This is a genomic window from Merdimmobilis hominis (genome assembly GCF_900104615.1).
Taxonomy (GTDB): Bacteria; Bacillota; Clostridia; order Oscillospirales; family Ruminococcaceae; genus Merdimmobilis; species Merdimmobilis hominis.
The window spans coordinates 1,101,402-1,122,930 of record NZ_LT629939.1 but is presented as its reverse complement, the minus strand read 5'-3'; the positions used below and the strand labels follow the sequence as shown (position 1 = coordinate 1,122,930).

Here is a 21,529-nt window from a genome sequence, read left to right as displayed (position 1 = left end):
GAGTGCAATACATTATGGCAGATACTATGCAAGGGCTCAAACGAACCCATTATTGCGGGGAGGTGCTCCCCAGCCTCATCGGTGAGACGGTTGTGGTCACCGGTTGGGTGCAAAAGACAAGGGATCTGGGCAACCTGGTGTTTATCGACCTGCGGGACCGCACCGGTATCGTCCAGCTGGCTTTTAACGACGGCACCCAGCGGGAGATTTTTGAGAAAGCCGCTGCTGCCCGGGCGGAGTTTGTGCTGATGGCCAAGGGCCTGGTCCGCCGCCGGGAGTCGGTCAACACCGAGATTCCCACTGGCGAGGTGGAAGTCTATGTGGACGACCTGCGGGTGCTGGCCAAATCCCAGACGCCGCCCTTTGAGATCGTCAACGACACCAACGTCAAAGAGGAGCTGCGGCTAAAATACCGCTACCTGGACCTGCGCCGCCCAGTGATGCAAAACGCCATCATGATGCGGCACAAGATCGTCAAGGTGGCCCGTGACTACTATGACAACAACGGGTTTTTGGAGATTGAGACCCCCATCCTCATCAAATCCACCCCCGAAGGCGCCCGGGACTACCTGGTGCCCTCCCGGGTGCACCCCGGCAAATTCTTTGCCCTGCCCCAGTCCCCCCAGCTGTACAAACAGATCCTGATGCTTTCCGGTTATGACCGGTACATGCAGATCGCCCGTTGCTTCCGGGACGAGGACCTGCGGGCCGACCGCCAGCCCGAATTCACCCAGATCGACCTGGAGATGTCCTTTGTAGACGAAGAGGACGTGATGACCGTCAACGAAGGGTTTGTCAAAGAGGTGTTCCACAAGGTTTTGGGCGTGGAGGTGAAGACCCCCTTTAAGCGCCTGTGCTACGACGAGGCCATGAGCCGCTATGGCAGCGATAAGCCGGATACCCGCTTTGGCCTGGAGCTGGTGGACCTCTCCGATCTGCTGAAAAACTGCGAGTTCAAGGTGTTCGCCGGTGCTCTGGCGGAGGGCGGAAGCGTCCGGGGCATCAATGTGAAAGGTGCGGCGGCTACCCTCACCCGCAAAGAGATCGACAAGCTGACCGACTTTGTCAAAACCTACCGGGCTAAGGGCTTGGCCTTTACCCGCCTGACCGCTGAGGCCGAGTCCTCCTCCTATGAGAAATTCCTCACCGAGGAGGAGAAAACCGCCATCCGCACCGCCTTGGGCGCAGAGACCGGCGATGTCCTCCTCTTGGTGGCCGATGGCAAAAACAAGGTGGTTTTCGACAGCCTGGGCGCCCTGCGCGGCCATCTGGCCCGCAAGTTGGACCTCATCCAGCCCGGCACCTTTGACTTCTTGTGGGTCACCGACTTCCCCATGTACGAGTGGAGCGAAGAAGAGAACCGGTTTATGGCGATGCACCATCCCTTCACCTCCCCCAAGCTGGAGGACCTGGACAAAATGGCCAGCGGCGACCTGGGCCATGTCTATGCCCGGGCCTACGACATGGTGCTCAACGGCACCGAGCTGGGCGGTGGTTCCATCCGGATCAACGACCCGGACATTCAGAGCAAGGTGTTCTCCGCCTTGGGCTTCACCGAGGAGGAGGCGCAGGAGCGGTTCGGCTTCCTGCTCAATGCCTTCCAATACGGTGTGCCCCCCCACGGCGGTATGGCCTACGGTCTGGATCGCCTGGTGATGTTGATGCTGGGCAAGGACTCTATCAAAGAGGTCATCGCCTTCCCCAAAGTGCAGAATTCCAGCGAGTTGATGACCATGTGCCCCTCTGCTGTAGAGGAGAAAAACCTGCGGGAGCTGTCCATCGCCGTCACCGCCACCGAGGAAGAATAAACAATACTTCGAAAAAAGCAAACCGCCCGCGCCTTACTTTGGCGCGGGCGGTTTTTTACGAAAAATAGGGGGTTATTGCCCCCCGGTCTCCTGCTGGTACCAGCGGTAGCTCATAACGGCGGGGATGAGGGTAGCGGCAATCAGTGAGCCAAACACCAGAAAAAGGGATACCGCCTGGGGGGTGAAAGCCCCGATTAAACTGACTGCCCCCGCGGCGAACATCAGCCGGCCAGCCAGCCGGTGGGTGCGGTTCCATACGGTTTCGCTGGATAAAGTCCAGGGGGTTTTGACGCCGCAGAAATAGTTCTGCCGGAACTTGGGCATCTGGTTGCCGATGAAGAGGAAGAGCGCCGCCATCAGGAAGATGACTACCCGGCGCACCTCCACCGTGCCGGGCCGCAGCCCTTCGGTGAGGACAATGCCAACCATTACCGTCAGAAAAACCATCATCATGCACTGGAATCCCTGGTAAGCTTCGCCGAATTTGGCGTAGTTGCGGCGGCGGGGGTCAATTTTGGGGAGCACCGAGAACATGGCGCAGAAGAGGGGGGCCATTCCGGCGATGATCCAGATATGCCATTTGGGTTCATACCTTTCCTGACCGCCAAAATCCCACTGCATGGGCAGTTGATCCGGGAGGCGGGAATACAGGGCGGCCACTGCCACTGCGGGGAGAAAGGCCAAGATCCAAGCCAGGATTTGATAGTTACGATTCTGTTTCATCGGTTTGTTCTCCTTTCAAGCTGGAAATCCATTCCAAAATTTCATCGAGGACGGATAGGTTGAGTTCATAATAAATGTATTTCCCCCGTTTTTCGTCCAGGATGAGCCCTGCGTCCCGCAGGATGGACAGGTGATGGGAGATGGTCGCCCCAGTGCTGGAAAAATGGGAAGAGAGATCCCCGGCGGACATCTCGCCGTCCCGCAGCAGGCGCAGGATCTCCCGCCTAGTGGGGTCGGAGAGTGCTTTGAAAGTTTGCTGGAACCCCATAGTCTCACCTCATTTCGATAATCGTCAAATCGATTTCTGTCTAAATAATATCCCCTTGGAAGAAGAAAGTCAATATCAATTTGACAATTGTCTAAATATACCAGCAAAAAAAGAGGAGGGCAAGCCTCCTCTTTCGGTCTTATTTCAAAATATACTGGATGGCCACACACTGGGGGCCACCTTGGGTGATAAATGCCGGGCTCAGGTTAAGGACATCGATCTGACTGTCTGGGAAAACGGCGCGCAGCTTTTCCAGGGCTTGACGAGCCAGGGCAGGCGCCCCTGCATGGCTGACGGTGATATAATGTTCCGGCCCCACTTTATTTTCCAGGAAATTTTTGCAGATGGTCTCCATAGCCGAGGCAAAGGAACGGCACAGGGCGAATTTCTCCAGCCGTTTGCCGTCCTTGGTGGTGGTCATCACCGGTACCAATTTCAAAAGGCCGCCGACCTTAGCCGCCAAAGGGGTCAACCGCCCGCCCCGGCGCAGGAAATCAAAATCGTTGGGGATGAGGAAGGAGCGGTGATTGCCCAGGCTGGGCGCTAAGGCATTGAGGATTTCCTCGGTGGAGAGGCCCTCTTTGGCCAGGGACAACGCCTTTTGCACTAGATACCGGTGGGGACCGCAAAGGGTGCCTGAGTTGATGACGGTGATGTTCTTCCGTTTCTCCTCCGGCATGTTTTGTGCGGCTGCACTGGCGGTCTGATAGGTGCCGGAAAGGCCATCGGCCACGGTGATATTTAAAAGAGGGGCGTCGCCATACTGCTCATAGAGGGACAGCGTCTCCCCCACAGAGGGCTGGGAAGAGGAAGGAGTGTTGCCTTCTATCACCAATTTTAAAAAGGTGTCGCTGTCAATCTCCTCAAATTCTCGATAGGTTTTGTCGGCGACCGATACGCTTAAAGGGTTGACCACAAGGCCAACTTCCTTTCCTTGGGCAATGGAGTAGAGTGCGGATGAGTCGGACATGATTTGAACCATGGCGATACCTCGATTTCGTAAGTAGTAATTAAAATTAGGTTACCATACTTCACATATGCTGTCAAGTGAGAGGCGACCTTTATTGACGGGATTCGCCAATCATGTTACAATGGTCGCAGAAGCGACCATTGGGGAAGAAATCCTTTGGGGGCGCAGCCCCTCCCGCCGCAAAGCGGCACCAGGATTTTTCCAGGTTTGTACAGGCTTATGGGGCAACAGCCGCAGAAGCGACTATTGGCACTACAATACAAAGGGGGACTCAAGGATGGAGAAGCAGGAGGTGGAAGAACTTTTGGCGTTCCGCCTACCCCGGTACAGCCAGCTGCCAGAATTGGGGCTCTATCTGGATCAAACCCTTTCTTATGTTGCAGGGGTGATCCACCCGCTGTATGGGCAGCCTTATGCCATCACCGGCGCTATGGTGAGCAACTACATCAAGACCGGCGCTTTAGAACCCTCTATCCGTAAGAAATACGGCCGGGAGCACCTTGCCCGCCTAGTGGTGATCAGCCTGCTGAAAGAGGTCTTCACCGTGCCGGAGATCTGCGCCCTCTTCCAAGTGCAGAAGGAGACCTATCCGTTGGAGATCTCCTACGACTATTTCTGCACCGAGTTTGAAAACGCCCTGCGGGAGACCTTTTCCCCCACGGGCAACCCCCTCCCCATGGTGGCCACAGCTGAGACCGATCAAACGGTATTGGTGCGGGCCATGGTATTGGCCACCGTCAACCGGCTGTTTGTCAAAAAGACCACCCTTTCTTTAAATGGACCGGCATAGGGCATAAAATAAGCGATTTACCTGGCAGGGGGCCCCAATAGGGTCCTCTGTTTTTATTTGGCAAAAATATTCCCCTTTTGCGGCATAACCCGGGAAAAATGGCTCCAAACTAGGGTTGAACCCACTAAAGGAGGAAGTACTATGGAATTGAAAGAATCGCGCACCTATGCAAACTTGATGTCCGCCTTCGCCGGGGAAAGCCAGGCACGGGTCAAATATGGCATCTACGGGGAAAAGGCCCGGGAGGAGGGCTACCAGCAGATTGGCGACATTTTCGACGAGACCTCCCACAACGAGAAGGCCCACGCCGAATTGTGGCTCAAGTACATCCATGGTGGCTCCATCCCCTCGACCCTGCCAAACCTGCAAAACGGCGTCGACGGGGAGCATTTTGAGTGGAGCCAGATGTATAAAGAATTTGCCGAGGTAGCCAAACAGGAGGGCTTCCCTCAGATCGCCCTCTCCTTTGAACAGGTGGCCAAGGTGGAAGCGGCCCACGAAAAGCGCTACCAGGCCCTGGTGAACGACGTCAACGGGAACCAGGTGTTTAAAAAGGTCACCAGCCAGACCTGGATCTGCCGCAACTGCGGCTTTGTGCTGGAAGGGGTGGAGGCCCCGCCCCAGTGCCCCCTGTGCAAATATCCCCAGGCATTTTTCGAGGTGGACAAGCCCCAGCTGTAAACGGGCTGCCACTTCAAAGGTTGCTGCGGAAATTTTTCCGCAGTACATAAAAATTTGCATGATTCGGCAATGAATCTATGCAAATTGCTTGACATCCATCGGCTGAGGTTTTACACTAGAACTAACAATTCAGTCGAGGGAGGCAACCATCATGGATCGAAAAGAAATCGCAGAACAGTTTTACATGGAAGAGCACGCGGTGCTCTACGCCCTGCTGGTCAAAGCGGCTCGGGAGCTGTACGGGGACAAAGGGGAGCTGGCCAATGTGGAGGGCACCATCCAATATGGCCGGGAGCGGGGACGCCGCATGGCCCTGCGCGCACTCAAGGACGGGGAAGACCTCTCCCCCAAAAACTACCTGCTGTACAGCGAATGGGTGGACGACCGGAAGTGGAGCAAAAAGGATGTCTATGCCATCTCCCCTGCATTCACCACCCACTGCACCCACTGCGGCTGGTGTGAGAGCTGGAAAAAACATGGCCTGCTGGAGTATGGCAACCTGTATTGTTCCCACATCGACGTCAATCTAGTCAAGGGGTTTAACCCGGACAACGTGCTCAACATTCGAAGCGTGCTTTCCCAGAACGGCCCCTGCTGCGATTTTGAGTTTGAAAAAGTCTCCTTCGCCAACCAGGAAGAACTGGACGCCTTCAACGCCAAAAAGCGTTCTTTGAAGGATCACACCGTCAAAGATTTCCTCTACCACACCGCCAGCGAGCTCTCCGCCATGGACCGGGTATACCAGTCCATCCTGGGCAAAGAGGCAGCGGAAAAGGTAGTCTCTACCGCCATCGCCGGTTTCCGGGAGAAATTCGGCGAGGAAAAGACCGCCGCCCTGTTGGAAGAGGCAAAACAGGATTTCACCGTCATCGACTAAAAAACACAAGAAAAGCCCCTGCCTTTTTGGCAGGGGCTTTTTTAACAGGGTTACTTCAGTTTTTCATCCAGGGTGGCGGTGATGGAATCGTACACCGTCTGGGCATCTTCACACATCACCAGCACGATGATCCCGTCCTCCCGGGTGGTGAGGATAGCGCTGTTGGCGATTTCCCCCTGATCAGGCAGGTAGTTGGCAAAGCTCTGCTGCTGGGCTTTTACAAAGTTGTCCAGCCCGGTCTGCACCGCTTCGGCTTTGCCCTCTGCCGGGGCGATGATGGCCACGCCGTAAGCTTTTATGTTCATAGGGGAGATGGAAATGCCTGCGGCCTTGATGTCTTCATCGGTCAAGCCGACCATGTCGAAGATCAAAGCGCCGCCTTCATCCTCGCTGCTGGAGAGGATAGGAAGGACCTGGTTGATCTCCTCATCCCGGGCGGCGGTGATGGCCTCTTGGAAGATGGGCTTCAGTTCCTCGGCGGTGAACTCCTTGGGGGCCGGCTCTTTCTGGCAGGCGGTAAAGGAAAAGAGGGTCAGTGCGGCGATGGCCGCGCAAAAAATACGTTTCATAGTTGTCTCCTTTATTGTTTTGGTATCTCTATAGTGTCCAATTCCCTGGAATTTATTGCAGGTGGAGTTCCCCTGCTTGAAAAAGTGCATCTGCCCGCAGAAGGAGGGCCTGGGTCTTGCCGTCGGGAATCTCCCCGGCCAACACCTGTTTCACCGCTTGGGCCAAGGGGAGTTTTACCACCTTTAGGAATTCGTCCGGGTCCAGACGCTGTTCCTTCTGGGTGAGGCCGGTGGCCACAAACAGGTGGATCACCTCGGTCAAATACCCCACAGAGGGGAAGAATGTCCCCAGGTACCGAAGCTCCCCGGCAGTGCAGCCGGTCTCCTCCTCCAGCTCCCGCACAGCGGCGGCGTGGAAGTCCTCGCCGGGGTCAATTTTCCCGGCGGGCAGTTCCAACAACTCTTGGGAGAGGGCGTACCGGTACTGGCGCACCAGGATGACGTTGCCCTCTTTGTCAATGGGGGCGATGCAGACCGCCCCGTTGTGGACCACCACTTCCCGGGTGCCGGTGCCGCCATTGGGCAGGCGGACTTGGTCTTTTTTTAGCGTTAGAATCTTCCCTTTGTAAACATCCTGGGAAGAGAGGGTGGTTTCCAGCAGATTCATCGGTATCCTCCGTTCTGCCGGACTGAGCCGGCATATTTTTTGTCAGAAATTCATGGTTCTGAAAACCCCAGACGGGGATGAGGCCGGGCCATGGAGAGGTGCCGCCTTTTTTGAGCGGCGCTCCCCCGCATTTTTCACCGCTGTGGAAAAAGAAGGGATAGAGGGGATGTCCCGCCGCATACAGTGTCGTAGAACGCCATTTTGGAGGGACCGCATATGTTTGATGGGTTTTACACCACGCCGCCAGTTTATGAAAACATATACCGGGCGGTGTATGATTTAAAGGGAAGGTTCGACGGCCTGCGGGCTTTTCCCATTGGGGAGAGCACCCGGGGAAGGGGGATTTTTGCCCTGGCCCTGGGGGACCTGCGGGGGGCGACCCTCTTGGTGGGGGGCACCCATGGGTCGGAATGGCTGACCACCCTGCTGCTTTTCCGGTTCTGTGAGGACCTGCTGCTGGCCCAGGAGCAAGGGGGCGTGTTGGGGGAGATCGACATCACCAAAGCCTTGGAAAACCATTCCCTGGTGATTGTGCCCTGCCTCAACCCCGACGGGGTGCAGATTGCACTGGGCAAAGACCAGCCGCCGCCCAAATCCGCCCCCGGCTCCCCTTGGCAGGCCAACGGCAACGGGGTGGATTTAAACCACAACTTTGACGCCGGATGGGAGCTCCTCCACAAGATGGAGGAGCAGGAGGGCTATATTGGCCCTGGGCCCACCCGCTACGGCGGAAAACGTCCACACAGCGAGCCGGAGACCCGGGCCATTGCGGGCTTCTGCCTGGCCTGCGATTTTAGGCGGGTATACGCCTTCCACTCCCAGGGGGAGGAGATCTACTACGAGTATGGGGCGGATACCCCCAACCGTTCCCGTTTGATGGCTGAGGTGCTGGCAGCCTCCTGCGGGTACAAGGTCTGCCGGCCGGAGAAGATCGCTTCCCACGGCGGGTTCAAAGATTGGTTTATCCACACCATGCACCGCCCCGGATTCACCATTGAAATTGGCCGGGGGAAAAACCCATTGCCCATTGAGGAACTGGAGCCCATCTATGCCCGGCTGCTGGAAATGCTGCTGCTGACCATGCTGTTGTAGCGGGTTTTCCACCAAAAGGGGAATGGCTGTGGAAAAATAAATCCTCTTTGGAAGGATGAGAAAACCGCCCAAAACCGGGCGGTTTTTGTCAATCTTGGTCGGGGTTGTTTTTGCGGTAGGCGAGGTAGCTTTCCAAGATAATGGTTGCAGCCACCGCGTCCACCACATTTTTCCGCTTTTTGCCCCGGGTGTCGGTGACGTTGAGGATGTTGTGGGCCGAAACGGTGGTACTGCGCTCATCCCACAGCTTCACCGGGATTTCTGCCAGCTCCCCCAGGCGCTGGGCGAAGAGAGCGCACTTCTCCGCCCGTTCCCCCACAGTCCCGTTCATGTTTTTGGGGTAGCCCACCACAATGCGCTGGGCACGATGCTCCTTGGCGGCCTGGGCCACCTTTTTAAGGATGACCTCAAAGTCGGTCTCGTGGATCACCCCGGCGGGAGAGGCGAGGAATTCGGTGGGGTCGCAGACAGCCAGGCCGGTGCGGGCATCCCCCAGGTCGACGGCTAGAATCTTCATAAGCCGCCCCCTAACCCAGATGGGAGGAATCGGACATGTATTCCACCCGGTAGCCGTCCCGAGAGTTGTAGAGCACCTTGGTGACGGCAGTGTTTTTCCCTTTGGGGAGTTCCTTAAAGCGGTCGATTTGCCAGCCTTTGCAGTGGAGGATCAGGCTGCGGATGGCACATCCGTGGCTGACAATGACCACCGCCTGGCCGGGATGGCAGGCGGCGATCTCATCGATGGCAGGGGAGACCCGGGCCACTACCTCAGGAAAGCTTTCCCCACCGGCAGGGGGGAGATACTTCTCCGGCTCATTCTCAAAAAACGCCATGTTTTCCAGGTATGTTTCATGGAGCCAGTCGATCTCCTTGTCCTCCATCTCCCCCAGTCGGATCTCCATCAGCCTGGCATCGGTCCGCACCGGCAGGCCGTGGCAGGCGGCGATGATCTGTGCGGTCCGGTGTGCCCGCTTAAGAGGGCTGGCGTACACTGCGGAAAGGGGTTCCCCCGCAAGGCGCTGGGCCGCCAAGGCAGCCTGTTCCTCCCCCAAAGGGCTCAGGGGGAAATCGGTCTGCCCCTGGAGGCGGCGGGCCAGATTCCCCATGCTCTCCCCATGGCGGACGATATAGAGAACGGTGTCCTTTACCATGGCTTCACCTGCCCGACGATTTCGTTGACGTCTTTGATGCCGTGGTCATCCAGCCACTGGTTGACCCCTTCGATGATCTTGAGGGGGGCGTAGGGGTCGTAGAACATGGCGGTACCCACCTGGATGGCGTTTGCACCGGCCAGCATCATCTCAATGGCGTCCTGCCATTTTTCGATGCCGCCCAGGCCTACCACCGGGATTTTGACCCGGTTTGCCACCTGCCAGACCATCCGCACCGCCACCGGGAAGACACAGGGGCCGGAAAGGCCGCCGGCGTTCATGGCCAGAACGGGGCGCCGGGACTCGATGTCAATCCGCATGCCGAACAGGGTGTTGATGAGGCTGATGGCATCGGCGCCCTCTGCTTCCACCGCTTGGGCGATGGAGGCGATGTCGGTGACGTTGGGGGAGAGCTTGACCATCAGCGGCTTTTTGCAGACCTTGCGCACCTCTTTGACCACATGGGCGGCGCTGTCACAGGCCACGCCGAAAGCTGCGCCCCCCTGCTTCACGTTGGGGCAGGAGATGTTCAGCTCCACCATGTCGATGTCCGAATCGGAGAGCCGCTCCACCAATGCGCAGTAATCCTCCACGCTGCTGCCCGCCGCGTTGGCGATGAGGACGGTGCCTTTGTCTTTGAGGTAGGGAAGCTCGTTTGCCAGAAAGGCGTCTACGCCGGGGTTTTGCAGCCCCACGCTGTTGAGCATGCCCGCCGGGGTCTCGGCGATGCGGGGCACCGGGTTGCCCGCCCGCTCGGCGTAGGTCATCCCCTTGAGGGAAATTCCTCCCAGCCGGGAGAGGGGGTAGAGTTTTTCATATTCTTTGCCGAAGCCAAAACAGCCCGACGCGGTGATCACCGGGTTTTTAAATTCTACCCCGGCGATGTTGACCGATAAATTTGCCATAGCAATGCTCCTTCCGCCGCTCGAAAAGGCGGCCTGTATTCCAAAACCGGCTTAGCCGGGAGAGATTATTTGTCAAAGATGACCGTCTCGGCCTCAAAGACCGGGCCATCCTTGCAGACGTGCTTCATGGCTTCGCCTTTTTCCGCGGCGATCTTGCAGGCGCAGACCAGGCAGGCGCCGATGCCGCAGCCCATCCGCTCCTCCAAGGATACCTGGCAGCGGACGCCGTATTCCTTGGCCACCTCAGCCACCGCCTTGAGCATGGGGGTGGGGCCGCAGGCGTAGATAATGTCCGCTGCGCCCTCAGAGAGGCGCTGCCGCACCATGTCGGTGACAAAGCCCTTGTGCCCCCGGGTGCCGTCGTCGGTGCAGAGGCGCACATCGCAGCCCATGGCGGTGAAATCCTCCTCCAAAATCACCGCCGAAGCGCTGCGGAAGCCGATGACTGCGGTGGCGTTCTCCCCATAGTGCTTGGCTACCTCCACCATGGGGGGCACGCCGATGCCGCCGCCCACCACAAGGGCCTTTTTATCTGAGCCCAGCAGGGTGAACCCGTTGCCCAAGGGGCCCAGGATATCCACCTGATCCCCTACGTTAAATTTGGCCATCTCGTCGGTGCCGGAGCCCCGCACCTCAAATACGATGCGGATGTTCCCTTTGGCGGCGTCGATACCGCAGATGGAGATGGGCCGGCGCAGGGTATGGCCGGGCACTCGGATGTGGACAAACTGCCCCGCCCGGGATTGGATGGCGATCTCCGGGCAATGGATGGTGAAATCGTAGGTCTGTTTGGCGATCGCCCGCTTGGCGATGAGGGGGTAGCTGCTTTGTAGGTAACTCATCATGAACCTCCGTCCTGCCCGCAAAAAGCGGGCAAACCAAGAATTGTATTACACAGTTACCAGTTTATATGATACCGGGGATTTTTACAAGATGTTATGTTTTTACGGAATAAATAAGAAGGCTGCAAAAGAAAATTTTTGTTGCAAATAGGAGGGACAGGCTTTATAATAGATAGGCCCTGTGGGCAGTCAGTCGCAAGTTCCTGACTTTAAACCACACTACGAAAGGAAAAGTGAATACCCATGAAACAAACGAGCGTGAACCGTATGGTGAAGGGCGCGATGATCGCCGCCCTGTATGTGGCGCTGGGTGTAGTTTTTGCGCCCATCAGCTTCCGGGCGGTGCAGATGCGGGTGGCGGAGGCCCTGACCCTGCTGCCGGTGTTCTCCCCCATGGCCATTGGAGGGCTGACCCTAGGCTGTGCCCTGACAAATTTCTACGGCATGGTCACCGGAACCAGCATCCTGGGGTTGCTGGACATTTTTTTCGGCAGCCTGGCCACCCTGGTCGCCGCCTGGATGACCTGGAAGCTGCGGAAAATTACCTGGAAGGGCCTGCCCATCCTCTCCCCCTTGCCCCCTATCCTGGTCAACGGGGTGGTCATCGGGTGGGAGCTTATGACCGCTATGGCCGGAGGCTGGAACTTTCCCATCTTTCTCACCAACGCCCTGTCGGTGGCGGCGGGCCAGCTGGTGCCCTGCTATGTGCTGGGCCTTGTGCTGGTGTATTGGATGCAAAAAACCGGCCTGGATCAAAAATTATTTTAGTGGGTCAAAGAACGGCAGGGAATGAGCTTGCCAACCTTCTTTTGACCCTGCCTAAATAAAAAGCGCCCTTCCTGATCGGGAAGGGCGCTTTTTTATTTACATGACAATGATGAACCGCAGGACAAACAAGACGCACAAAACATACAAAATGGGGTGAACTTCCTTGGCTTTACCCCGGAACAGTTTGATCAAGGTGTAGAACAGGAAGCCTGCGGCGATGCCATCGGCGATACTGTAGGCAAAAGGCATGCAGGCGATGGTCAGAAAAGCGGGCATGGCAGTTTCAAAATCCAGCCAGTCAATTTCCCGGACATTGGCCATCATCAGCACGCCGACTACGATCAGCACCGGGGCGGTGGCGGCAGTGGGGATCAGCCCCAGGAAGGGTGCGGCTACCACTGCGGCCAGGAACAGGACACCGGTGGTCAGTGCGGTGAGGCCGGTGCGCCCGCCTTCAGAAACACCAGAAGCGGATTCTACAAAGGTGGTGACGGTAGAGGTGCCCATGACAGCGCCGCAGACAGTGGCGATGGCGTCAGCCATCAAAGCGCCGTTGGCACGGGGCAGGTTACCCTCCTCATCCAGCATGCCGGCGCGGGCGGCGGTGCCAATCAATGTGCCGATGGTGTCGAACATATCCACCAGCACCAGAGCGATGAGAACTGAGATTACCGAGGTGAGACCCACGGCGAATCCTTCCTGGAAGTTGAAAAGCTCACCGAAGCCTTTGACAAACTGGCCGAAGGTGGGGGCCAAAGAGGGGATGGAGGAGAGGCCGGTTGGGGCAGAGACCCCTACATCAATCCCCAAACCGAACTGGAGCAGACAGCCAACTGCAGAGGTGGCCAAGATACCCACAAAAAGGGAGCCTTTGACTTGACGGACATAGAGGATTGCCAGCACAACGAGGCCGAAGATGGCCAGCTGGGTAGAGGCCCCGGTAAAGTTGAAAGCGGGGATGGGGGTGGCGTTGGCAAGAACAGTGCCGGAATCCAGCAGGGTGTAGTTGCCGGGGTCAATGGTAAACTTCAAAAGGCCGGCATTTTTCAGGCCGATAAAGGCGATGAAGAAGCCGATTCCCACCGAAATAGCATTTTTCAGCGATTTGGGGATGGCGCGGACAATGGCTTCCCGGACACCGGTGACGGTGATCAGCACAAAAATACAGCCGGAGGTAAATACCGCAGCCAGTGCGGCCTGCCAGGAATAACCCATAGAGCCGCAGATTGTATAGGCAAAAAAGGCGTTGAGGCCCATGCCGGGGGCAAGGGCAAAGGGGTAGTTGGCAAGGAATGCCATAAGGAAGGTGCCAATGGCGGCGGATACGCAGGTGGCCAGCATGACAGCGCCGGCATCCATGCCCGAGGCGGAGAGAATTTGGGGGTTTACAAAGATGATGTAGGCCATAGTGAAAAATGAAGTCAGGCCGGCCATCACCTCTGTTTTAACATTGGTGTGGTTCTCTTTGAGATGAAACAGTTTTTCCAGCACGATAGAACTCCTCTCATCAAACACATATTTTGGGGACAGGCCCCAGGAACAAACTGAATGTATATTATACATCAAAAGAGAATAAAAAGATATAGGGGGACGCATTTTGAAGAACTTCCTTTTGAAAAATCCCCAAAAAGAAATGGAAAAAGGCTGTTTTGAGGGATGTTTTTAAAAAGAAAAAAGCGCGGCAAAAGGAATGTTTCCTTTTGCCGCGCGCTGTTATATGACAAACCCGCCATTGGGGCTTAAAACCTGGCCGGTGATGAATCGGGCTTCTTCCCCGGCGAGGAAGAGGACCGCTTTGGCCACATCCTCCGGCTCCCCCAGAATGCCCAAAGGGGTTTCTTCCGCCAGGGCTGCCAAGGTCTCCTCCCCCAAAAGGCCGTTCATCTCGGTGTTGATCACCCCGGGGGCCACACAGTTGACCCGGATGTGGGAGGGGCCAAGCTCCTGGGCCAAGGCCTTGGTCAGGCCGATGACCGCCGCTTTGGCCGCCGAGTAGTGGACCTCGCAGGAGGCGCCGCTGATCCCCCAGATGGAGGATAGGTTGACGATTGAGCCGCTGTGGCTGTGGAGCATGGTGCGAAGGGCACGCTGGCAGCAGAGGAACATGCCCTTGACGTCCACCTGGAACATCCGGTCCCAATCCTCTTCGGTCAGGTCGGTAAACAGCTTCTGCTGGGCGATGCCCGCGTTGTTGACCAGGATGTCCACCGGGCCGAACGCCGCTTCCACCTGCTGGAACATGGCTTCCACCTGGTCCTTCCGGGAGACATCAGCCCCCACAGCCAGGGCTGGATGCCCTTGGGCGGACAGCTCTTGAGCCAGCGCCTCCGCCTTCTCTTTGGAATGGATGTAGTTGATGGCCACCTGATAGCCCTGCCTGGCAAAGGCGATGGCACAAGCCTGGCCAATGCCCCGGCTTCCGCCGGTGATGAGAACGGTTTTTGCCATGGAATTCCCCTCCTTCTTGGGTGGTTACAGCTCGGGGTTTTGATCCTTCACCTCTTGGATGAGGCGGCGGACGTCGTCCAATGTGCACAGCTCCCCTGCCGCTTTGCGGAATTTGGGGGCGCCCCGCAGCCCTTTCATGTAGCAGGCCACATGTTTCCGGGCCTCCCGCATGGCGTGGGATTCCCCTTTGTATTGACACATGAGGGTCAGGTGGCGCAGCATGACGGCCATCCGCTCCTCCAAACAGGGGTCGGGAGTGCGCTCGCCTGTGAGGAAGTAATCCCGGATCTGGCCAAACACCCAGGGGGAACCCAATGCCCTCCGGCCGATCATGACCAGGTCGCAGCCGGTCTCCTCGTACATGCGGATGGCGCTGTCCACCGAATCCACATCCCCGTTGCCGATCACCGGGATGGAGACGGCCTCCTTCACCTGGCGGATGATAGCCCAATCGGCGGTGGGGGCGTACATCTGGGCCCGGGTGCGGCCGTGGATGGCTATGGCATCCGCCCCGCAGGCTTCGGCCATCTTGGCAAACTCCACCGCGTTGACCGAATTGGAATCCCAGCCCTTGCGGAACTTCACCGTCAAGGGGAGGTCCACCGCTGCCCGCACCGCCCGAATGATCTGGGCGGCCAGTTCTGGGGTTTTCATTAGGGCGCTGCCACTGCCGCCGCCGGTTATTTTGGGGGCGGGGCAGCCCATGTTGATGTCGATGGCGTCCGGCTGGTAGGCTAGGGCCATCTGGGCGGCTTTTGCCATGGTGTCCGGCTCATCCCCGAAGAGCTGTACCGCCATAGGCCGTTCCTCGGGGGAGACTTCCAACAGTTCGGGCGTTTTTTTGTCGCCATAGGTCAAGCCCTTGGCGCTGGCCATTTCGCCGATGACGTAGCAAGCCCCGTGTTCCCGGCAGATCTGCCGGAAGGCCCGGTCGGCCACCCCGGCCATGGGGGCCAGACAGGCGGTTTGGGGTAAAATAATGTTGCCTAATTTCAAATAGATCGCTCCTAATTATAGCAAAGCTGTACGGTTGGGTATTCCTTTGGCCCGCAGGCGGGCCGCCTTGACAGTATAACAGAAAAATGCCGAAGGGCAAAGGCTTTGGGGAAAGGATTTTGCTGGTCGGGGGAAAGGCCCGGAAAGTAGACGCTCTCTGGGATGGAGATTACCGCGCCCTGGTAAGGCCCGTCTGACCGCTGGTGGCAGAGGATGTAGGAGTCCTTCACAAAATCGGGCTTGCCGTCTCCGTGGCCCATTCACCGCAAGGATTAAAGCGGCCAGAAACAAAAAGATTTCCCCGTGCTGTCACCCGCTTTCTCCATGTTGGGGAACCGCCCCCTTTTCTTTCAGTATAACAGAAAAACCGCCGGGGCCTGTCCCCGGCGGCATATTTTGTAAAAAAACAGGAAATCCCCTTTTTATACGATTGCCACGTCCGCCATGCCCTGTTCCCTGGCGAGGGTAGCCAGGGATTCCATCTCCGCCCGGCTGGGCACCGGGAAGGAGCGGAATTCCTCCCGCACCCCCATGGGCCGGAAGGCGATCAGCTTGTAGCGGATGGGCCCGTTTGCTTGGTAAGGGGCAAGAAGTCGGCTCACCAGGGCGACGGTCTCCTCGTTGGGCAGCACCCCGGGGATAATCACGGTGCGCACCTCCGGCAGCAGGCCCCGCCGGGCCAGGTAGGCGGCGTTTTGCAGCACCAGGTCATTGTCTTTGCCGGTGAGGCGGATGTGGCCAGCCCGGTCAAAACACTTAATGTCCAACATGACCCCGTCTGCGTGTTCCAGAAGGGCGTCTGCCTGGGAAAAATCCAGGATGCCGTTGCTGTCGATCAGATTGGTAAGGCCCATGGCCTTGGTTTTGGCGAACAGCTCCGCCATAAAACCAGCATAGAGGGTGCACTCCCCGCCAGAGCAGGTGATCCCCCGGATAAAGGGGCGGTTTTGCTGGATGCGCAAGAGGATCTCCTCCACCGTCATCTCCTTCACCTTGGGGGAACTGAGGTGGGGGCAGGCCCGCAGGCAGCTGTCACACCCCACACAGAGGGCTTCCTCCCAATGGACTTTTCCCTCCCGCAGGGAGAGCGCCCCCGCCGGGCAGGCGGAGACGCAGGCCCCGCAGTGGGTGCACAGGGCCATGGTCTCCGGGTTGTGGCAGTATTGGCAGCGGAAGGGGCACCCTTGGAAGAAGACGGCAGTCCGGTTGCCTGGCCCGTCCACTACGCTGTGGTCGATGATTTTGTTTACCGGGGCGATCATAGGCTGCGCACCTTCCGGTCTAGGATATGGCCGTTGTGTTTGGCCCCCATGCCCAAGAAGACGGTGTCGTTGACCACCTGCTGGTTCTGTTCCAGCTTTTCGATATCCGACTTTTTCACCAGGTATCCGGTGATGCGGATGACGTCGCTATCGGAGGAATAGGTGGAAAAATACCGGATGCCCACCTGGAAGGCTCCTTTGATGACATCCAGGACCGCTGCGGGATTGCGGGCGGAGGTGGCGTCAAAGGGGAAGATGTCCCCGGTGCCGGAGGGGAAGTATTTGTGGAAGAGGCCCGCCTGGCGCAGGTGGTCGTAGAGGGGGATCTCCTCCCCGATGGCGATGCGGGTGCCGGGGCTGATCCCTTGATCCTGGGCAATGCCCACCTGGGCGTGGAGGATAAAGCTGCCATTCCAGAATTCACAGTAGGGGTTTTTGTGGGCCTTCACCAGGGCGTCGATGGCCTCCATAATTTCCACCCCTAAGGCGTCAGCGGCTTCGCTGTGGCCAAACCGGTCGGGTTTCCCCTCCAGGGCCATGAGGGTGTTGACGCATTCGTTCATCCCCACCATGCCGAAGAGGCCGTTGAACCGCTCCCGGCGGATCAGCCCCTCTTTGACCAGGAAATTGGCGGAAAAGATGGGGGTCTCCTCCACCAGGAATTTGATTTTGGCGTCCATAAAGCGGCACATCACATCCACCGCGTGGGGAAGGGCCCGCTGGAAGAAATCCTCCCGGGAAGCGGCGGTCTCTGCCAATTTGCCCAGAACCAGCCGGGTGAGGGTATAGGCTCCGCCTCCCACTGGCAGCCCGTTGTAGCAGCTGGCGATGCCGTAGTCCTCCCCAAATTCCGAGAGGAACATCCGGTGGTTGGCAAAGCTGGGCTTGGCGCAGTCCAAAGCGGCCTCCACACACTGGAGGGCAAAGTCATCGGGGGTGATCTGGGGATCGTACAGCAGGGTGAGGTTTGGGGTGGAATCCTGTAGTTCCCGTTCGCATTCCAGGATGATCCGCCCGGCCCGGGTGGCCTCCGGCCCGATGTCACCATGGCAGAAGGAGTCGGTGACCGTCCGGTCAATCTGCATCAAAAAGTGCTTGATCAGCGGCTTGGCGCTGGCTTCATCCTCAATAAACGGTTCCAAAAGCCGGTCGATGCGGCCGATGTACACTGGGAAATGGGTCACCGACGGCACATGGTGGTAGAGGATGAGCAGGTTTGTGATAGCCTCCAGCAGGGTAGTGGGAGGGGCGAGGCGCAGGAACTGGCTGCCCTCCCGGAAGAATTTTTCATAATCCGGCAGGATATAGCGGGGGCTGTAAGGGGCGTTGCCCTCAAACAGGTCGCAGATGATGCCGGCTTCCTTTAGTTTGTAATATTCCTCTGGCGCGCCGGGGGTGGCAAGCAGGTTTTCCGCCGCCTTGGCCAAGGTCATCACCGTCTGTTCGTGGGTTAGGGTGGGGTCCCGGAGAATCCCCAGGATTTCCTCTTGTTTTTGCTGCAACTGATCCATACTGTAACCTCCTGATTATAGCCGGGTGTATCCGCATTGGTGAAAAGGGCTGGCGGCGCCCTATATGTGGGGCTGCTGGCCGGGGACAACTGGAGAAAGGGGGAGGGCGCGCCGCCCCAAAAGGGTTCCCTCCCCAATTATCGCCTTTGCGGCGGGTAATTTCCGGGTCCTCGCGGACTGGAAAAAATCTCGATGCCGCTTTGCGGCAGGAAGGGCTTCGCCCTAACAGAGATTTCTTCCACAATCATCGCCTTTGCGATGATTGTATCATAAAAAATGCCCACTTTTAAATGACAGATGTCAGTTAATTTTACAAAATCCCCAATTTTGCGGGAGAATTGGCGTTTTATTTGTAAAGTTGCTTGCAAAGATAAGAATTTTCAGTAAAATTAGAATCAACATTCTGTGTACACAAGGGATATCCCTGGGGATTTGCCTGCTTTTTTGCTGGGAGGGGGGAACTATTTTGCCGACATCGTCCCACCAATCCATCTTCCAACTGCTGCAAACCGCCTTTGCCCGCCCATACTCCTGTGGGGAGGCGGCAGAGGTCTTTGCGCCGCTCCTCCCGCCCGGGGTGCGGCTTGTCCACCTGAAACAGGGGATGCAGTGCATAGGCGGCGGCCTGCCAGTGGATAAAATCTACCTGCTGGCAGCGGGCAAATGCTACATTGTAAAGTATTCCATCGACGGCAAGCGGATCATCGCTGACACCATGTACCCGGTGCAGCTGTTCGGGCTGTATGAGATGCTCCGCCAGGCGCCGGTCTACGACGCTACCGTCACAGCGGCAACCGAATGCGTGCTGCTGGAATTCTCCGCCCAGGAGTTTTCCCGCTGGATTTATGGGGACAACGCCATCGCCTTGATCACCTTGGAATACTTGGCGGGCCTTGTGCAGAACAACTACCGCCGCAATGACCGCAGCCTATTGAACAGCGGGATGGAAAACTTGCTCATTTACATCCACCAGTACTGCACCGGCCGCCGCCTTCCCGCCATCCTCCCGGTGGAGCGCAAAACCATGGCGGAGGAACTGGGCATCAACCTGCGCACCCTGTACCGGTATATCAGCCGGTTGAAGGAGGAGGGGCTGATCGCCATTGAGCGGGGGAAGATCTCCGTTTCAGAGGAACAGTTCCAGCAGCTGGACAAGTTGGTGTCCCAAATTCTATAACAACATTATGGAGGTGCCTCTTTTGAAAAAGAAAAGCCATTGGCTCCTGCTCCTACCAGGGCTCTTGCTGATCCTGCTGTTTTTGGTGCTGCCCATCCTTCGGATCGTGGTTCCCACCTTCTTTGGGGATGGCGGGCTTACCCTAAAAGGATATACCGACTTTTTGGGGGACAGTTTTTATCAAAAAATCTTCCTGCGGACCATCCGGGTGGCGCTGGTCACCTCGCTGATCTGTGTGGTGCTGGCCCTTCCGGTGGCCTTTTACATCTCCCGGATGAAATCCTCCCGCAAGGGGATTATGATCGCCCTGGCCACCTTCCCCCTTCTGACTAACACGGTGGTCCGCGCCTTTGCCTGGATCGCCATTCTGGGCCGGGAGGGAATCCTCAACAACCTGCTGATGAAGTTGGGCCTGGTAGAAGAGCCGCTCAAACTCCTCTACACCGAAGGGGCTATTGTAGTGGGTTCGGTCTATCTGTTCCTGCCCATCATGCTCACCAGCTTGGTGGGGGTGATGGAGAATATCAGCGATGAGACGCTGGAGGCCGCCCAGAGCCTGGGAGCCAACCGGTTTGTCTCCTTTTTGAAAGTGGTGGTGCCTTTGAGCATGCCGGGGGTCATCGTGGGCAGCGTGCTGGTCTTTGCCGGCACTGCCTCCGCCTACAGCACCCCGCTGATGTTGGGCGGCAACAAAAATATGATGATGTCCACCTTGATCTACCAGCAGGCCATGCTGCTGGACAACTGGACCCGGGCCTCGGTCATCGCCACAGTGATGATCGTCACCTCCTATCTGGTGGTGGGCGCCCTCAACACCATCGCCGATAAACTGGGCGAAAAAAGCGCTTAGGAGGGGAAAAGAAAGATGAAACGAAAAAATTATTTCCTCCTGTTTATGGTGGTGCTGGTCTACTTCTTCATCTTTGCACCCCTGATCCTCATTGCGCTGACCTCCTTTACCACCGAAAGCTACATCAGCTTTCCGCCGGTGGGGTTCAGTTTGAAGTGGTATGAGAACGTCTTCTCCAACCAGACCTTCATCGACGCTTTCCAGCTCAGCTTCTTGATCTCCACAGCGGCGACAGTCATTGCTCTCTTGGTGGGCATCCCCGGGGCCTACGCCCTTTCCCGGTACAATTTTAAGGGGAAGAAGCTTATCAAGGACCTGTTTTTCTCCCCCAACATGGTGCCCCAGGTGGTCTGCGGCTTTGCCCTGTTTACCTTCATCATCGTTCGCCTGCGGCTGAGCGTCCGGGTGGCGCTGCTGGTGGGCCTTGCCATCTCGGTGGTGACCTACGCCTTCCGGATCGTAGGGGCCAGCATTGAGAGCCTGGATTACGCCATCGAGGAAGCCGGCATGAGCCTGGGGGCCAGCCGTCTGACCGTCTTCTTTAAAATTGTGCTGCCCAATATCTCCTCCGGCATTGTGTCGGCCTTCCTCTTGGCCTTCATCAACGCCTTTAACAATGTTCCCTTGACCATCTTCCTCTCCGGCCCTGGGGTCACCACCTTGCCGGTGGCGATGATGAGCTACATTGAATACAACTACGACCCAACCGTTTCTGCACTTTCGGTCCTGCTGATGATCATGTCCTTCGCCATCATGCTGGTCACCGAAAAGCTTGTCAAGGTGGGGAAATAGCCGGAATGATAGGGGGAAATCGCTGTGTGGTTTGTGTTCGCTCTTTTGTCTGCGGTCTTTGCTGCGCTGACCTCCATATTGGCGAAAATCGGGATTGAAGGGGTCAATTCCAACCTGGCCACGGCAATCCGGACGATGGTAGTCTTGGCCATGGCGTGGGGGATGGTGTTCCTGACTGGCACACAGTCCGGGATCACCGAAATCAGCAGGAAGAGCTGGCTCTTCTTGATTTTATCCGGATTGGCAACTGGGGCTTCCTGGCTCTTTTACTACAGGGCCTTGCAGATGGGCGAAGCCTCCAAAGTGGTTCCCGTCGATAAATTGAGTGTTGTCATCACGCTAGTACTGGCGTTTGTGTTCCTCCATGAGCAGCCCACCATGAAAGCGTGGATTGGCGGGGCTCTGATCACCGCGGGGACATTGATAATGGTCTTATAACTGG

At 57.4% G+C, this 21,529-nt stretch carries 24 protein-coding genes; 10 read left to right on the top strand and 14 right to left on the bottom strand.

All coding sequences use genetic code 11. The features are described 5' to 3' along the window. The first annotated feature begins 14 nt into the window (after positions 1-14). Positions 15-1,808, top strand: coding sequence for an aspartate--tRNA ligase (gene aspS / locus BQ5353_RS05425; RefSeq protein WP_071427452.1), 1,794 nt, complete (start codon positions 15-17; stop codon positions 1,806-1,808). Between the two features lie 72 nt (positions 1,809-1,880). Here the strand turns inward: aspS and BQ5353_RS05420 are convergent, their stop codons facing one another. From BQ5353_RS05420 to BQ5353_RS05410, 3 genes are all read right to left on the bottom strand, one after another. Next, entirely contained in the window at positions 1,881-2,531 is a 651-nt protein-coding gene (locus tag BQ5353_RS05420) for an SdpI family protein (protein WP_054332543.1), read from the bottom strand. Next, positions 2,515-2,799, bottom strand: coding sequence for an autorepressor SdpR family transcription factor (locus tag BQ5353_RS05415; RefSeq protein ID WP_071427451.1), 285 nt, complete (start codon positions 2,797-2,799; stop codon positions 2,515-2,517). Before BQ5353_RS05415 ends, BQ5353_RS05420 begins: the two co-directional genes overlap by 17 nt. A gap of 139 nt (positions 2,800-2,938) precedes the next feature. Beyond that, positions 2,939-3,781 (bottom strand): DegV family protein, encoded by an 843-nt coding sequence (locus BQ5353_RS05410; RefSeq protein WP_054332542.1) that lies wholly within the window; start codon positions 3,779-3,781, stop codon positions 2,939-2,941. Positions 3,782-4,046: 265 nt separating this feature from the next. Between BQ5353_RS05410 and BQ5353_RS05405 the strand changes: the two genes are divergently transcribed. From BQ5353_RS05405 to BQ5353_RS05395, 3 genes are all read left to right on the top strand, one after another. Beyond that, positions 4,047-4,559: a DUF1836 domain-containing protein gene (locus BQ5353_RS05405; RefSeq protein WP_054332541.1), complete on the top strand. Its 513-nt coding sequence runs from the start codon at positions 4,047-4,049 to the stop codon at positions 4,557-4,559. A gap of 141 nt (positions 4,560-4,700) precedes the next feature. Beyond that, complete coding sequence (rbr, locus tag BQ5353_RS05400) at positions 4,701-5,240, top strand: rubrerythrin (RefSeq protein WP_054332540.1); 540 nt, start codon at positions 4,701-4,703, stop codon at positions 5,238-5,240. Between the two features lie 151 nt (positions 5,241-5,391). Further along, positions 5,392-6,117 (top strand): L-2-amino-thiazoline-4-carboxylic acid hydrolase, encoded by a 726-nt coding sequence (locus BQ5353_RS05395; protein WP_054332539.1) that lies wholly within the window; start codon positions 5,392-5,394, stop codon positions 6,115-6,117. Between the two features lie 50 nt (positions 6,118-6,167). Here BQ5353_RS05395 and BQ5353_RS05390 read toward each other — a convergent pair whose 3' ends face one another. Together BQ5353_RS05390 and BQ5353_RS05385 are read right to left on the bottom strand one after the other, a co-directional pair. Further along, a complete protein-coding gene (locus BQ5353_RS05390) occupies positions 6,168-6,686 on the bottom strand; it encodes a DUF4358 domain-containing protein (RefSeq protein ID WP_054332538.1) in 519 nt (172 codons plus the stop codon). A gap of 52 nt (positions 6,687-6,738) precedes the next feature. Further along, positions 6,739-7,293, bottom strand: coding sequence for an NUDIX domain-containing protein (locus BQ5353_RS05385; protein WP_071427450.1), 555 nt, complete (start codon positions 7,291-7,293; stop codon positions 6,739-6,741). 216 nt (positions 7,294-7,509) lie between these two features. On the opposite strand from BQ5353_RS05385, the gene BQ5353_RS05380 reads away from it, so the two are divergent. Next, a complete protein-coding gene (locus tag BQ5353_RS05380; RefSeq protein ID WP_071427449.1) occupies positions 7,510-8,385 on the top strand; it encodes a M14 family metallopeptidase in 876 nt (291 codons plus the stop codon). A gap of 88 nt (positions 8,386-8,473) precedes the next feature. On the opposite strand, the gene ruvX is transcribed toward BQ5353_RS05380, so the two are convergent. The 4 genes from ruvX to BQ5353_RS05360 form a co-directional block, all read right to left on the bottom strand. Then, the gene (ruvX, locus tag BQ5353_RS05375; RefSeq protein ID WP_054332534.1) at positions 8,474-8,902 is read right to left on the bottom strand and encodes a Holliday junction resolvase RuvX; all 429 of its coding nucleotides are present in this window, start codon (positions 8,900-8,902) and stop codon (positions 8,474-8,476) included. 10 nt (positions 8,903-8,912) lie between these two features. Continuing rightward, complete coding sequence (locus BQ5353_RS05370; RefSeq protein WP_054332533.1) at positions 8,913-9,536, bottom strand: histidine phosphatase family protein; 624 nt, start codon at positions 9,534-9,536, stop codon at positions 8,913-8,915. Beyond that, a complete protein-coding gene (locus tag BQ5353_RS05365) occupies positions 9,530-10,441 on the bottom strand; it encodes a dihydroorotate dehydrogenase (protein ID WP_054332532.1) in 912 nt (303 codons plus the stop codon). Before BQ5353_RS05365 ends, BQ5353_RS05370 begins: the two co-directional genes overlap by 7 nt. A 65-nt stretch (positions 10,442-10,506) precedes the next feature. Beyond that, positions 10,507-11,283 (bottom strand): dihydroorotate dehydrogenase electron transfer subunit, encoded by a 777-nt coding sequence (locus tag BQ5353_RS05360; RefSeq protein ID WP_054332531.1) that lies wholly within the window; start codon positions 11,281-11,283, stop codon positions 10,507-10,509. Between the two features lie 243 nt (positions 11,284-11,526). On the opposite strand from BQ5353_RS05360, the gene BQ5353_RS05355 reads away from it, so the two are divergent. Continuing rightward, entirely contained in the window at positions 11,527-12,051 is a 525-nt protein-coding gene (locus BQ5353_RS05355) for a QueT transporter family protein (protein WP_071427448.1), read from the top strand. A gap of 96 nt (positions 12,052-12,147) precedes the next feature. Here BQ5353_RS05355 and BQ5353_RS05350 read toward each other — a convergent pair whose 3' ends face one another. The 5 genes from BQ5353_RS05350 to BQ5353_RS05330 form a co-directional block, all read right to left on the bottom strand. Continuing rightward, complete coding sequence (locus tag BQ5353_RS05350) at positions 12,148-13,485, bottom strand: NCS2 family permease (protein WP_369949184.1); 1,338 nt, start codon at positions 13,483-13,485, stop codon at positions 12,148-12,150. A 279-nt stretch (positions 13,486-13,764) separates the two neighbouring features. Beyond that, complete coding sequence (ymfI, locus tag BQ5353_RS05345; RefSeq protein WP_071427446.1) at positions 13,765-14,499, bottom strand: elongation factor P 5-aminopentanone reductase; 735 nt, start codon at positions 14,497-14,499, stop codon at positions 13,765-13,767. Positions 14,500-14,523: 24 nt separating this feature from the next. Further along, a complete protein-coding gene (gene dusB / locus BQ5353_RS05340) occupies positions 14,524-15,495 on the bottom strand; it encodes a tRNA dihydrouridine synthase DusB (protein ID WP_074026313.1) in 972 nt (323 codons plus the stop codon). Positions 15,496-15,917: 422 nt separating this feature from the next. Then, the gene (locus tag BQ5353_RS05335; protein ID WP_054332057.1) at positions 15,918-16,757 is read right to left on the bottom strand and encodes a YjjW family glycine radical enzyme activase; all 840 of its coding nucleotides are present in this window, start codon (positions 16,755-16,757) and stop codon (positions 15,918-15,920) included. Then, positions 16,754-18,268: a YjjI family glycine radical enzyme gene (locus BQ5353_RS05330; protein ID WP_071427445.1), complete on the bottom strand. Its 1,515-nt coding sequence runs from the start codon at positions 18,266-18,268 to the stop codon at positions 16,754-16,756. The genes BQ5353_RS05335 and BQ5353_RS05330 overlap by 4 nt, the downstream gene beginning before the upstream one ends. 466 nt (positions 18,269-18,734) lie before the next feature. Between BQ5353_RS05330 and BQ5353_RS05325 the strand changes: the two genes are divergently transcribed. The 4 genes from BQ5353_RS05325 to BQ5353_RS05310 are packed head-to-tail and all read left to right on the top strand — an operon-like array spanning position 18,735 to position 21,525. Next, a complete protein-coding gene (locus tag BQ5353_RS05325; RefSeq protein ID WP_054332055.1) occupies positions 18,735-19,445 on the top strand; it encodes a Crp/Fnr family transcriptional regulator in 711 nt (236 codons plus the stop codon). 22 nt (positions 19,446-19,467) lie between these two features. Then, entirely contained in the window at positions 19,468-20,295 is an 828-nt protein-coding gene (locus BQ5353_RS05320) for an ABC transporter permease (RefSeq protein ID WP_071427444.1), read from the top strand. A gap of 15 nt (positions 20,296-20,310) precedes the next feature. Next, the gene (locus tag BQ5353_RS05315) at positions 20,311-21,087 is read left to right on the top strand and encodes an ABC transporter permease (protein WP_071427443.1); all 777 of its coding nucleotides are present in this window, start codon (positions 20,311-20,313) and stop codon (positions 21,085-21,087) included. A 24-nt stretch (positions 21,088-21,111) separates the two neighbouring features. Then, positions 21,112-21,525 carry an EamA family transporter gene (locus BQ5353_RS05310; protein WP_054332054.1) on the top strand — a complete coding sequence of 138 codons (414 nt, stop codon included), beginning with the start codon at positions 21,112-21,114 and terminating at the stop codon, positions 21,523-21,525. Positions 21,526-21,529 lie beyond the last annotated feature (4 nt).